This is a genomic window from Pseudomonas sp. TKO26, assembly GCF_003225665.1.
Classification (GTDB): Bacteria; Pseudomonadota; Gammaproteobacteria; order Pseudomonadales; family Pseudomonadaceae; genus Aquipseudomonas; species Aquipseudomonas saponiphila.
Genome location: NZ_QKLN01000036.1, coordinates 42,160 through 54,956, shown reverse-complemented (window position 1 = coordinate 54,956; position 12,797 = coordinate 42,160). Strand labels below are relative to the sequence as shown.

The 12,797-nt window shown below is 63.5% G+C and carries 13 protein-coding genes and 1 pseudogene; 6 read left to right on the top strand and 8 right to left on the bottom strand.

Features of this window, described 5'->3' with window-relative positions; translation table 11 throughout:
* The first annotated feature begins 10 nt into the window (after window positions 1-10).
* From DNK59_RS24520 to DNK59_RS24510, 3 genes are read left to right on the top strand one after another with little or no spacing between them, the layout of a single operon-like run.
* On the top strand, window positions 11-736 hold the full coding sequence (locus DNK59_RS24520) for a DUF484 family protein (RefSeq protein WP_092317524.1): 726 nt from the start codon (window positions 11-13) through the stop codon (window positions 734-736).
* A gap of 2 nt (window positions 737-738) precedes the next feature.
* Window positions 739-1,635, top strand: coding sequence for a tyrosine recombinase XerC (gene xerC, locus DNK59_RS24515; RefSeq protein ID WP_110724924.1), 897 nt, complete (start codon window positions 739-741; stop codon window positions 1,633-1,635).
* Complete coding sequence (locus DNK59_RS24510) at window positions 1,635-2,330, top strand: HAD family hydrolase (protein WP_110724923.1); 696 nt, start codon at window positions 1,635-1,637, stop codon at window positions 2,328-2,330. Before xerC ends, DNK59_RS24510 begins: the two co-directional genes overlap by 1 nt.
* Window positions 2,331-2,596: 266 nt before the next feature.
* Here DNK59_RS24510 and sutA read toward each other — a convergent pair whose 3' ends face one another.
* The 4 genes from sutA to glnK all read right to left on the bottom strand — a co-directional run bounded on the left by sutA (window position 2,597) and on the right by glnK (window position 5,366).
* Entirely contained in the window at window positions 2,597-2,920 is a 324-nt protein-coding gene (sutA, locus tag DNK59_RS24505) for a transcriptional regulator SutA (protein WP_016965454.1), read from the bottom strand.
* 102 nt (window positions 2,921-3,022) lie between these two features.
* Window positions 3,023-3,448, bottom strand: a complete 426-nt coding sequence (locus DNK59_RS24500) for a secondary thiamine-phosphate synthase enzyme YjbQ (protein WP_092317533.1) — start codon at window positions 3,446-3,448, stop codon at window positions 3,023-3,025.
* A gap of 208 nt (window positions 3,449-3,656) precedes the next feature.
* Window positions 3,657-4,994 carry an ammonium transporter gene (locus DNK59_RS24495; protein ID WP_047306599.1) on the bottom strand — a complete coding sequence of 446 codons (1,338 nt, stop codon included), beginning with the start codon at window positions 4,992-4,994 and terminating at the stop codon, window positions 3,657-3,659.
* Window positions 4,995-5,027: 33 nt separating this feature from the next.
* On the bottom strand, window positions 5,028-5,366 hold the full coding sequence (glnK, locus tag DNK59_RS24490) for a P-II family nitrogen regulator (protein WP_002555808.1): 339 nt from the start codon (window positions 5,364-5,366) through the stop codon (window positions 5,028-5,030).
* A 416-nt stretch (window positions 5,367-5,782) separates the two neighbouring features.
* Between glnK and DNK59_RS24485 the strand changes: the two genes are divergently transcribed.
* Complete coding sequence (locus DNK59_RS24485; protein ID WP_092317536.1) at window positions 5,783-6,043, top strand: accessory factor UbiK family protein; 261 nt, start codon at window positions 5,783-5,785, stop codon at window positions 6,041-6,043.
* Window positions 6,044-6,227: 184 nt separating this feature from the next.
* The gene (locus DNK59_RS24480; protein ID WP_110724922.1) at window positions 6,228-7,721 is read left to right on the top strand and encodes a YifB family Mg chelatase-like AAA ATPase; all 1,494 of its coding nucleotides are present in this window, start codon (window positions 6,228-6,230) and stop codon (window positions 7,719-7,721) included.
* Window positions 7,722-7,725: 4 nt separating this feature from the next.
* Here DNK59_RS24480 and DNK59_RS24475 read toward each other — a convergent pair whose 3' ends face one another.
* Window positions 7,726-8,940 (bottom strand): aldose 1-epimerase family protein, encoded by a 1,215-nt coding sequence (locus tag DNK59_RS24475; protein WP_092317542.1) that lies wholly within the window; start codon window positions 8,938-8,940, stop codon window positions 7,726-7,728.
* A 113-nt stretch (window positions 8,941-9,053) separates the two neighbouring features.
* Window positions 9,054-9,632, bottom strand: coding sequence for a TetR/AcrR family transcriptional regulator (locus tag DNK59_RS24470; protein WP_110724921.1), 579 nt, complete (start codon window positions 9,630-9,632; stop codon window positions 9,054-9,056).
* Between the two features lie 26 nt (window positions 9,633-9,658).
* Between DNK59_RS24470 and DNK59_RS24465 the strand changes: the two genes are divergently transcribed.
* A complete protein-coding gene (locus DNK59_RS24465; protein ID WP_110724920.1) occupies window positions 9,659-10,672 on the top strand; it encodes an ABC transporter six-transmembrane domain-containing protein in 1,014 nt (337 codons plus the stop codon).
* A 15-nt stretch (window positions 10,673-10,687) separates the two neighbouring features.
* Here the strand turns inward: DNK59_RS24465 and DNK59_RS32595 are convergent, their stop codons facing one another.
* Both DNK59_RS32595 and DNK59_RS32590 read right to left on the bottom strand, forming a co-directional pair.
* Entirely contained in the window at window positions 10,688-11,410 is a 723-nt protein-coding gene (locus DNK59_RS32595; protein ID WP_371920322.1) for a methyl-accepting chemotaxis protein, read from the bottom strand.
* 132 nt (window positions 11,411-11,542) lie between these two features.
* Window positions 11,543-12,664, bottom strand: a pseudogene (locus tag DNK59_RS32590) (Cache 3/Cache 2 fusion domain-containing protein); the annotation flags it as partial.
* Window positions 12,665-12,797: the final 133 nt, after the last annotated feature.

Here is a 12,797-nt window from a genome sequence, read left to right as displayed (position 1 = left end):
AGCGAAACCCATGACTGATCAGCCCCAGGCTCCCGCCGCAAAGCCCGACCCAACGCCTTCTGCCGACCTGGACGCAGCCGCCGTCGCTGCGTACCTGGAGGCCCATCCGGACTTCTTCGTCGACCACGACGAGTTGCTCCCGGCCATGCGCATTCCACACCAGCGCGGCGATACCGTGTCGCTGGTGGAGCGACAGATGAAGATCCTGCGCGAGCGCAACATCGAGATGCGCCATCGCCTGTCGCAACTGATGGATGTAGCCCGGGACAACGACCGCCTGTTCGACAAGACCCGCCGCCTGATTCTGGCGCTGATGGACGCCAGCAGCCTCGAAGAAGTGGTGATGAGTGTCGAGGACAGCCTGCGCCAGGACTTCCAGGTGCCCTTCGTCAGCCTGATCCTGTTCAGCGACAACGCGATGCCGGTGGGTCGCTGGGTTTCGGCGGCCGAAGCCCAAGGCGCCATCGGCGGCCTGCTGTCGGAAGGCAAGAGTGTCAGCGGCAACCTGCGCGAACATGAGCTGGACTTCCTCTTCGGCGAAGAACAGCGCAAGCAGATCGGCTCCACCGCGGTGGTCGCCCTGGCGCATCAGGGCATGCATGGCGTCCTGGCCATTGCCAGCCGTGATCCGCAGCACTACAAGAGCTCGGTCGGCACCCTGTTCCTCAACTACATCGCCGAAGTCACCGGCCGGGTTCTGCCGCGCTTCACCCACTCGCTACGCTCGGTACGCTGACCATGCAGCAGCAGCTGGATGCCTACTGCGCGCACCTGCGCAGTGAGCGCCAGGTGTCGCCCCATACCCTGCTGGCCTATCGACGCGACCTCGACAAAGTACTGGGGTTTTGCGAGAAACAGCAGGTCCGCAGCTGGACCGACCTGGATGTCCAGGGCCTGCGCAGCATGATCGCCCGCCTGCACCAGCAGGGTCAGTCGTCCCGCAGCCTGGCACGCCTGCTGTCCGCAGTGCGCGGGCTCTATCACTATCTGAACCGCGAAGGGCTGTGCGATCACGACCCGGCCAACGGCCTGGCGCCGCCCAAGGGCGAACGCCGCCTGCCCAAGACCCTGGACACCGACCGCGCCCTGCAACTGCTCGATGGCGCAGTGGAAGATGACTTCCTGGCCCATCGCGACCAGGCGATCCTGGAGCTGTTCTACTCCTGCGGGCTGCGTCTTTCCGAACTGACCAGCCTTGACCTTGAGCAACTGGATCTGGCGGACGGGCTGGTGCAGGTGCTGGGCAAGGGCAGCAAGACCCGCGTGCTGCCCGTGGGCAAAAAGGCCCGGGAGGCCCTGGCCCTGTGGCTGCCACTGCGTGCCCTGAGCAACCCGCCGGACGGCGCCCTGTTCGTCAGTCAAAAGGGCCGGCGCCTGGGGCCGCGCGCCATCCAACTGCGGGTCAAGGCCGCCGGTGAGCGCGAGCTGGGGCAGAACCTGCATCCGCACATGCTGCGTCATTCCTTTGCCAGCCACCTGCTGGAATCGTCCCAGGACCTGCGCGCCGTGCAGGAGTTGCTGGGGCATTCGGACATCAAGACCACACAGATCTACACCCACCTGGACTTCCAGCACCTGGCAGCGGTCTACGACAGCGCCCACCCTCGGGCCAAACGCAACAAAGGCGGTGAGTAATGACCATCAAACTGATCACCTTCGACCTTGATGACACCCTCTGGGACACCGCTCCGGTGATCGTCAGCGCCGAAGCCACCCTGCGTCAGTGGCTGACCGAGCATGCACCGAATCTTGGCGGCGTACCGGTGGAGCATCTGTGGGCCATTCGCGAACGCGTGCTGCTCGAACAACCGCACCTCAAGTACCGGATCAGCGCCCTGCGCCGCCAGGTGCTGTTCCATGCCCTGGAAGAGGCCGGGTACGAGCACAGCCAAGCCAACCAGCTGGCCGATCAGAGCTTCGAAGTATTCCTGCACGCGCGGCATCAGTTGGAGATCTTTCCCGAGGTGCTGCCGACCCTGGAAGCCCTGGCCAATCACTTCGCCCTGGGGGTGGTCACCAACGGCAATGCCGACGTGCGCCGCCTGGGCCTGGCGGACTACTTCAAGTTCGCCCTGTGCGCCGAAGACATCGGGGTCGCCAAGCCGGATGCCCGGCTGTTCCATGAAGCCCTGCAGCGCGGTGGCGCAACGGCCGATACCGCCGTGCATATCGGCGATCACCCGGGCGACGACATTGCCGGCGCCCAGCAGGCGGGCCTGCGTGCGATCTGGTTCAACCCCAACGGCAAGACCTGGGAAGCCGAGCGCGCGCCAGACGCCGAGATCCGCAGCCTGATTGAACTGCCACGACTGCTGGCCAGCTGGAAATAAGGCAGCGGCTTGCAGCCTCAAGCCTCAAGCCTCAAGCCTCAAGCCTCAAGCCTCAAGCCTCAAGCCTCAAGCCTCAAGCCTCAAGCCTCAAGCCTCAAGCCTCAAGCCTCAAGCCTCAAGCCTCAAGCCTCAAGCCTCAAGCTGCCAGTTTCGGGACCTGGCTTTCAAACCTGAAGCTTGTAGCTTGCCGCTTGAAGCTGCTTTTCTTCCGCCTATGAAAAAGCCCGCAGCGACGGCGGGCTTTTTCAGCAAGCAAGTAGCAAGGCTCAGATAGGCCGGCTGCCGTACTTGTTATCAGGCTTCTTGGGCGGATCGGCGACCACATTGGCCTCGACTTCCTGCACTTTACCGCCACGGGCCAGGAACTCTTCCATGGCACGCGCCAGTGCATCACGCTCCTTGTTCTTGGCTTCGACACTTGGCAGCTCGTCTACCGAGACAGCAGCCTTGGCCTTGCCTTTGGCGGTCGGAGCAGGAACATCACTGCCATCGTCTTCCACCACATCGTCGGCGGCCGCTTCAAGACCTTCTTCGGTATCGTCTTCGTCACCTACTTCGAGGTCGTCGTTTTCCAGATCATCGTCGCTCATGTTCTACCTCATGACTTGCGAAAAGCAGATTAGTTATAGCCCAGCTGCGCCGACTGTCGAAGGCCGCCGGAAAAAAATCAACGTCCACTGATACTCAGCGGCTTATGCCCTATCACCCTGCAGGGTGGCAAGGACTTTGCGAGCACCGCCATGATCGCGATGCTCGCCCAGATAAACACCTTGCCAGGTGCCTAGCGCCAAGCGTCCCGCCGCTACCGGCAAAGTCAGCTGACAGCCTAGCAAACTGGCCTTGAAGTGCGCCGGAAGGTCGTCTTCGCCTTCGTCGTCATGTTCGTACCCGGCCATGCCTTGAGGCACCAGGGTGTTGAAGAAACGCTCGAAGTCACGCCGGACCGCCGGATCGGCGTTCTCGTTGATGGTCAACGAGGCCGAGGTATGTTGCAGCCATAAATGCAGCAGACCAACCCGACACGCCCTCAACTCGGGCAGGCCGGCGAGCAACTCGTCCGTCACCAGGTGAAAGCCCCGGGGCCTGGCCCGCAGGGTAATCAGGGTCTGCTGCCACATACCGATCTCCACGCTTCGGCGCGCATTCTAGCGCGCTCAGTGAAAAAACAAAGCGCCGAATAATCCTGCTTTGGTGTAAGCATTTGTCCTGCTGGAAATTGCCACGACAAACACGCCAATGCTTGTCGGAAAATCCTTTCAGCCGTTCTCGACGACAAACGTCAGGCAAAAAAATGCCCGGCCGGAGCCGGGCTTTTTTCCTACGCGATTACAGGTTGTAACCACGCTCGTTGTGTTGCGCCAGGTCGAGGCCGACCGCTTCTTCTTCCTCGGTGACACGCAGTCCCATGACCGCATCCAGGACCTTGAGGATGATGAAGGTGACGATCGCGGTGTAGATCACCGTGAAGCCGACGCCCTTGGCCTGGATCCAGACCTGTGCCGCGATATCGGTGACGGTGCCGAAGCCGCCCAGGGACGGTGCGGCGAACACGCCCGTGAGGATCGCTCCGAGAATACCGCCGATGCCGTGAACGCCGAAGGCATCCAGGGAGTCGTCATAACCCAGCTTGCGCTTGAGGCTGGTGGCGCAGAAGAAGCACACCACACCCGCCGCCAGGCCAATGATCAGGGCACCCATCGGGCCCACGGTGCCGGCGGCCGGGGTGATGGCGACCAGGCCGGCCACCACACCCGAAGCGATGCCCAGCGCGCTTGGCTTGCCGTGGGTCATCCACTCGGCAAACATCCAGCCCAGGGCGGCGGCGGCCGTTGCGATCTGCGTGACCAGCATGGCCATGCCGGCGGTGCCGTTGGCGGCCGCCGCGGAACCGGCGTTGAAACCGAACCAGCCGACCCACAGCATGGCCGCGCCCATCAGGGTGTAGCCCAGGTTATGCGGCGCCATGGGCGTGGTCGGGAAGCCTTTGCGCTTGCCCAGCACCAGGCAGGCCACCAGCCCGGCGATACCGGCGTTGATGTGGACCACGGTGCCGCCGGCGAAGTCCAGCACGCCCCAGTCGCCCAGCAGAGAACCCGGGCCGCTCCAGACCATGTGGGCAATCGGCGCGTACACCAGGGTGAACCAGACGCCCATGAAGATCAGCATCGCGGAGAACTTCATCCGCTCGGCGAAGGCACCGACGATCAGCGCCGGAGTGATGATGGCGAAGGTCATCTGGAAGGTGACGAACACCGCCTCAGGGAACAACGCCGTCGGGCCGGTCAGGCTGGCCGGGGTGATACCCGCCAGGAAGGCCTTGGACAAGCCGCCCACGAAGGAATTGAGATTGACGACGCCAGCTTCCATCCCGGTGGTATCGAACGCCATGCTGTAGCCATAGATGAACCACAGGACAGTGACCAGACCGGTGATGGCGAAGCACTGCATCATCACGGAAAGAATGTTTTTCGAACGCACCATGCCGCCATAGAACAGCGCCAGCCCGGGAATGGTCATGAACAGCACCAGGGCCGTGGAGGTCAGCATCCACGCGGTGTCGCCGGAGTTTAGCACTGGAGGGGGCACTGGATCTGCCGCCAAGGCCAGGCCAGGCATTACGAGGGACAACAGGGCTCCTAGCCCTGCGAATTTACGCAGAGTCATATTGTTTTCTCCTGGGGCGTTGGGTTTGGCGGCTTAGATGGCGTCGGTATCGGTTTCGCCGGTACGGATGCGAATAGCCTGTTCCAGATTGACCACGAAGATCTTGCCGTCACCGATCTTGCCGGTGTTGGCGGCCTTGGTTATCGCCTCGATAACCCGGTCAAGATCCTTGTCGTCAATGGCGACATCGATCTTCACCTTGGGCAGGAAATCCACCACGTACTCCGCACCGCGATACAGCTCGGTGTGACCTTTCTGCCGGCCGAAGCCTTTGACCTCAGTAACGGTAATGCCCTGCACGCCGATTTCGGACAGCGACTCGCGCACGTCGTCCAACTTGAACGGCTTGATGATGGCAGTGACTAGCTTCATGAAACTCTCTCCCGAATTGGTGGACTTGCCCCAGGAAAACAAACCCGACTCAAGTCTAAGCGCAGTGCCTGGCTTTGTAACGCATCGTCGGCCTTACTCAGCCAGACCGACGCCAGCTAACCGCTCCTGACGAAACATCCCCCCGCGCAGGCTGCCGCACTGCATTCGTCACGGCGACTGCATCAGTGCATGGGTCACCAGGGTCTAAGCAGAAAGCTTGCCAGCTCGGGAAAATTCAGTGATTTCAGTCCTTTGCCCGGCACTGACGGCGAATGCCGGAAAACCAGGTCCTGGATACGCACAAAAACAGTGCGTCGGCGCCCGGCCGGATGCGCGAAAAACGTGCAACCCAGGCTCGCCTGGAGCGTTGCGGCTGCGTGATACACTGCGGGCCGACTGCAATTCAGGACTCTCCCATGCTCGCGCCCAAAGACCTTCTCGACGCCCTGAGCGGCCACGCCTCGCGTTTGCTCAGCGGTGAAACGCCCCTGCCCCGCAATGAAATCGAAAGCCAATTCAAGGCCCTGCTGCAAAGCGGCTTCAGCAAGCTCGACCTGGTCAGCCGGGAAGAGTTCGACAGCCAGATGGTGGTCCTGGCCCGCACCCGCGCACGCCTGGAAAGCCTCGAAGCCAAAGTGGCGGAGCTGGAAGCCCGGCTGAATCCGGCACAAGACTGAACCGCTGGTTCGCCGGCAAGCCGGCTCCTGCAGCCCCGTACCGCAGGAGCCGACTGACCAGCCAAGGCCGCAGCGCCGGCGACATATCCTGTGCCCATTCAGGCGCCTCTCCCGCCACCCCCCTCATCTATCCTTGCAGCAGCACCGCAGGTAGCGGTTCCGCTGTTTCAAGGAAGAACTCCCCATGTCCCTGGCGATCATCCACAGCCGCGCCCAAGTCGGCGTGCAGGCACCCGCCGTCAGCGTTGAAGTGCACCTGGCCAATGGCCTGCCAAGCCTGACCCTGGTGGGCCTGCCGGAAACCGCAGTCAAGGAAAGCAAGGACCGGGTGCGCAGCGCCATTCTCAATGCCGGATTCAATTTCCCCGCGCGCCGCATCACCCTCAACCTGGCACCAGCGGACCTGCCCAAGGATGGCGGGCGCTTCGACCTGGCCATCGCCCTGGGCATCCTCGCCGCCAGCGTGCAGGTGCCGGCCCTGGCCCTGGACAACATCGAATGCCTGGGAGAACTGGCGCTGTCCGGAGCGGTACGGGCGGTGCGCGGCGTGCTCCCCGCCGCGTTGGCGGCACGCGACGCCGGGCGCACCCTGCTGGTGCCCCGCGCCAATGCCGAAGAAGCCTGCCTGGCCAGTGGCCTGGAGGTGATCGCGGTCGAGCATCTGCTGGAAGCCGTGGCCCATTTCAATGGCCACGCACCGATAGCGCCCTACATCAGCGACGGCCTGACACAGAGCCACTCCCCCTACCCCGATCTTCGCGAAGTGCAGGGCCAGCTCGCCGCCAAGCGCGCCTTGCTGATCGCCGCGGCCGGTGCCCACAACCTGCTGTTCAGCGGCCCGCCAGGTACCGGCAAGACCCTGCTGGCCAGCCGTCTGCCGGGCCTGCTGCCACCGTTGCAGGAAGACGAGGCCCTGGAAGTGGCGGCGATTCAATCGGTGACCAGCCACACGCCCCTGCGCCACTGGCCCCAACGGCCGTTTCGTCAGCCTCACCATTCGGCTTCGGGGGCGGCGCTGGTCGGGGGCGGCTCCAAACCTCAACCCGGAGAAATCACCCTGGCCCATCACGGCGTGCTGTTTCTCGATGAGCTACCGGAGTTCGATCGCAAGGTGCTGGAGGTCCTGCGCGAGCCCATGGAGTCCGGACAGATCATCATCTCCCGGGCCCGCGACCGAGTGCAGTTCCCGGCACGCTTCCAACTGGTCGCGGCGATGAACCCCTGCCCCTGTGGCTATCTTGGCGAACCCAGCGGACGCTGCCGCTGCACGCCGGAACAGATCCAGCGCTATCGCAACAAGTTGTCCGGCCCGCTGCTCGATCGCATCGACCTGCACCTGACCGTGGCCCGCGAAGCCACCGCCCTCAACCCCACGCCACAACCGGGCAACGACAGCGCCGGGGCCGCCGCTAAAGTCGCCCGGGCACGCCAGCTGCAAGGCCAGCGCCAGGGCTGTGCCAATGCCTTTCTCGACCTGCCCGGCCTGCGGCGCCATTGCCAGTTATCCACAGCCGACGAGCACTGGCTGGAAGCGGCCTGCGAACGCTTGAACCTGTCGTTGCGCGCCGCTCACCGCCTGCTCAAGGTGGCCAGGACCCTGGCCGATCTGGAGCAGGTGGCAAGCATCAGTCGCGACCATCTGGCCGAGGCGCTGCAGTATCGTCCCGGCGCCGATTGAAGGCTCACTCCTTGGACAGATCCACCAGCGGCGTTGGCCGCACTTCGGTCTGACGCCCCTGCTGGATCTGACTGACACGATTCAAGGCGTCGTCCACCGCGACCTTGTCCGCCAACAGGCTGTAGCGAATCTGAAACTCCCGCTGCTCCTTGGGACCAATAGTCGGCACCAAGTTCAATGGACGCTGATAACGACGGTTGTAGGAAAAACTGGTACCCGGCTCCAACCCGGTCACATAGCCCTGGCCCTGGGTGTCGGTGTTTTTCCACAGCGAAAACACCGGCAACTGCCGGGTGTTGAAGCCCAGCGATACGCCGAGACTACCCGCCTTGTTGTGCAGCACCGCCAGGGTCTCGCCCTGGGCATCGGCATAAGGCACCACGTTGTACACGGTTTCGTCATAGTCGCGGGTCGGGCCGCGGTAGGTCTGCCAGTCCCCCAGGTCGGCCTTGGCCTTGTCGTTGAACGGCGACACCTGCTTCACCGGCGCGGCGAATTTCGCCCCCTGTTCAAGAAACGGGGTGCTGAAGTTGCTGTGGTACAGCGCCTGATATTCCTTCGCATAGTCGCCGTTGTTGGTCAGGCGATCATTGAGGGTGAAGCGGGTGCTACCGGGCTCGGTGACCAGCTCGGTGGCCACGCTGAAGTCGACCTTCTTGAACGCCTGCTCCTTGAGCTCGCCTCGCAGATGAATCGCATAGGGCGGCTGCTCATCGATGTGCAGGGTGACCTTGCTGGCGGGAATATTCGCGGCGCGGCCATGCAGGGTCAGCAACTCGCCATTGTCCATGCCCGGGTGCCCGACCCACTCGTAACCGCAGCGGGTCACCAGCTCGTTGAACCCCTCCAGCCAGCCCAGGCCGCCCCGGCCGTTGAGCTCGATGAACGCCGGGTTGACCACCTCCTTGACGGGTGAGTCCCAGCCCAGGCGCACATCGCCCACCGACGCCTGCAACACGTTCATGCCCCGGGTCGGCACCACCGAAAGCTTCATCACACCATTGTCGATGTCGATGATGCTCACCCCTTCCTGGCGGCCGCCATGCAAGGTGCGCAAGGTCACGGAGAAGGGTTGCGCAGTCTTCAACCCCAACTGCTCACTGGTGATATGCAGGTTTTCAGCGGCCTTGTCGGTGTCGAGCAGCACATAGTCCCAGGCCATGGCGTGGGAGGCGGCGGTCAGCGCGCCGAGGGTGACCAGCAGTTTGAGGGATGTCATGGAAAGGATGCCTTTATTGGAGTTGTGCGATTTTTATAGCGCTGAAGAATCGTTTCAGCAAGCTACAAATCCGCGATTGACCGCACAACTCCGTCAGCGCCCGGCCATCCCTTTCAGCCTTCGAACCCCAGCAGCAGGCCTGCCACTTCCATGACCTCCTGCAACGCTGCCCGAGCAGATTCGGGGGAAGCTCGCAGCAGCAGGTCATCGGCGTAACCCATGGTCTGGGCAAACAGCTGCCGGGCCGCGCGCTGGGGGCTGGCGCAGTGAAACACCCCCGTCTCGACTCCATCGGCAATGATGCCTGCCAGCATTGCCTGCCACTGCCCATTGATTCTCAGGTAAGTCTCGGCCAGCTCGGCGTCGTGCATGGCTTCATCCCAGGCATCGAGCCACAAGGCCCAGCCGTCTTCGGCACAATCGGGCAGACAGTCACGGATGAATCCTTGCAAAGCGTCCATCGGCGCCGCACCGCGCAGGGGCCCGCCCAGCGCCTCCAGTTGTTCATTGGCGAAATGGACGAAAGCTTCGCGGCGCAACTCCTTCCAGTCACTGAAGTAGTGATAGACATGGCTGCGGGACAGGCCGGCATGCTCGGCCAGGTCCCGGGTGGAAACCTCGGCGAAACCCTTGCTGCGGAATAATTCCAGGGCGGCCTGGATGATCTGGTCTTTACGGTCGTTACGCGACATGGGCAATCGGGCCTCTTGGCGCCGAGATGGACGGCGCTTGCATTTTGAGCGATCGCTCAAAGATAATTGAGCAGTCGCTCAATATTAACTCCAATCATTCTTGTGGTGCACTCATGCCCGCCGTCACCCCACTCATTGCCGTGGATCCCAAGCAGAAAATCGGCCAACAGTCCGCCGGCCAGACCCTCAAGGCCATCGCCAGGGCCTACCCGGGCAAGCTGTTCGGCACCTTGTCCCTGGTGGCCCTGGAGAACGCCCTGTTGCTGGCCTATCCGCTGTTCGCCGGCTTCGCGGTGGACTCGATCCTGCGCGGCGACAACGCCCATGCGCTGGTCTACGCCCTGGTGGTGCTGGGCTTCTGGGTAGTGGGCGCGGCGCGGCGGGCAGTGGACACCCGCACCTTCACGCGCATCTACGCGGATCTGGCGGTACCGGTGATCCTCAATCAGCGCCTGCAACAGCAGGACACATCAACCGCTGCGGCGCGGGTGGTGCTGGCCCGGGAGTTCGTCGACTTCTTCGAAAAGCACGTGCCGACCATCGCCACGGCCCTGGTGTCGATCGTCGGCGCCGCGGTGATGCTGCTGGTGATCGAACCCTGGATCGGCCTCGCCTGCCTCGCGGCGCTGTTGTTGTGCGTGACCCTGCTGCCGCGCTTTGCCCGACGCAACCAGCAACTGCACGAACGCCTGAACAACCGGCTGGAAAAGGAAGTCGGCCTGGTGGCCAAGGTCGGTGCCGTCTCGCTACAGCGCCACTATCGCCTGCTGTCGCGGCTGCGCATCGGCCTCTCGGACCGGGAAGCGACAGCCTATCTCTTGCTTGGCGCGGTCGCGGCGCTGTTGTTCGTCATCGCCATCAGCCAGCTGGCGCTGGCGCCCGAGGTCAAGGCCGGCCACGTGTATGCGGTGATGACCTACCTGTGGACCTTCGTCAGCAGCGTCGATGAGGCACCCACCATGGTCGACCAGCTGGCGCGCCTGCGGGATATCGGCAAGCGCGTGGATCCGGGGCTCGCCGAGTCCGCCGAGCCTCGGTAAGACTCGACGCCCGACTCAGCGGAAGCGGTCGACCTCCTGGCGCAGGTCAGCGGCCAGGGTTTCCAGCTCACGGGCGGTGAGCGCCAGGTTGGACACCACTTCACGCTGCTCGCTGTTGGCCTGGGCAATGCTTTGCAGGTTGCTGCTGAGCACCGTGGCAGTGCTGCTCTGTTCCTGAGTCGCGGTGGTGATGGCAGCGAACTGCTCGCCGGCGCTGCGGCTTTGCTCGTCGATCAGGGCCAGGGCCGAGGCGACATTGGCGTTGCGCGACAAGCCTTCCTGCATCAAGCGGTTGCCCTGTTCCATGGTTTCGATGGCGTTGCCGGTTTCCTGCTGGATGCTGTTGATCATCTGCGAGATTTCATCAGTGGCCTCGCGGGTGCGCGACGCCAGGTTGCGCACCTCATCGGCGACCACGGCAAAGCCGCGCCCCTGCTCGCCGGCACGCGCGGCCTCGATGGCAGCGTTGAGGGCCAGCAGGTTGGTCTGATCGGCAATGGCGGTGATCACCCCGACAATCCCGCCAATCTCCTGGGAGCGCTGGCCCAGGGTATTGATCACCGTGGCCGTGCTGTTGAGGGCCCCGGCAATCTGCTCCAGGGACGCCGAAGCCTGCTGCATGGATTCGAGGCCGATATGGGTCTGCTCGGCGTTGTCCTGAGCCAGACGCTGGGTGCTGCCCATGTTGTCGGCAATGTTCAGTGAAGTGGCGCTGAACTCCTCCACCGCCCCGGCCATGCTGGTGATCTCGCCGGACTGTTGCTCCATGCCTTCATAGGCGCCGCTGGACAGACCGGACAAGGCCTGGGCCCGGCCATTGACCTCGGCGGCGGAACGGCGAATGTGCTCGACCATGGTCGACAGGGCTTCGCCCATCTGGTTGAAGCTGCGGGCCAGCTGGCCGATTTCGTCGTGGCTGGAGACATTCAGCCGCGCGCTCAGGTCGCCGCCGCCCAGAGCCTGGGCCTGGCGCACCAGATCGCTCAAGGGCGCCAGCTTGCTGCGCAGCAGCCAGACCGTGGCCCCCACCGCCAGCAGCATCGCCAGCAGGCTGCCGATCACCAGGCGAAGCCCCACGCTCCAGGTCACCGCGCGGATCTCGGCCTTGGGCATGCTGGCCACCACCGACCAGGGGCCACCGGCAAAAGGTACCGCCAGGCTGTAGAAATCCTCGCCCTGATCGCTCCAGAAGCGGCCCTTGCCCGGCTCCTTCGCCGCAGTGGCCATGACCTGCGCGGCCTGATCCAGATCCTGCACACCGGCCGGCGGCACCAGCCATTTGTTCTGCTCGTCCAGCAGGGCCAGGGAACCGCTCTGGCCGATGCGAAAACGCTTGAGATTGGCGAACTGGGCATTCTGCGCATCGGTGTAGTCGAAACCGACGAACAGTACCGCGATGACCTTGCCGGCATGATCCATGACCGGGGTGTACTGGGTCATGTAGAAGCGTTCGAAGAGCAAGGCGCGACCGACATAGCCCTGGCCCGCCATGAGTTTCTGATAGGCCGGGTGGGCATGATCGAGCAAGGTGCCGATGGCCCGGCTGCCGTCCTGCTTGCTCAAGGAGGTGCTGACCCGGATGAAGTCATCGCCGCTGCGCACGAACAGGGTCGCCACCCCGGCGGTCATCTGCTTGAACTCGTCCACTTCCTCGAAGTTGTTGTTGAGCACCACATCCCCCAACTGCAGGCCCGGAGTCTGGACCCCGGCCACGCTCACCGGTTGCTCGGGATGCAGGCTCAGACCGCTGCTGAAGCGGTTTTCGAACAGGCCGCTGAGGCGTTGGGTGCTCTCGCGCAGGCTGCCGTGGAAGGTGTTGAGCTGGTCGGCCAGCAGACGCGCTTCACTGGCCAGATGCTCCTCCCGCGTATCGAGGTTCGCCGAATCCAGCGAGCGCAGGGCAAACAGAGTGCTGCCGCTGATCACCAGGGCAAGTATCAGGGCAAGGGCAAGCCCTAGCTGAGAGGCTATCCGGGCACGGGGTTGGGACATGATGGCTCCTTGCCGAGAAGGCGGATCATCCTGATCGGTCAGCACGCTCGGCGGTAATAATTCTAGGATTTTTAGTAATTTAGGACCTTCCTGAACGCTGGTTCCATAACCCAAGGCTTCGGCGGAGCTCGTC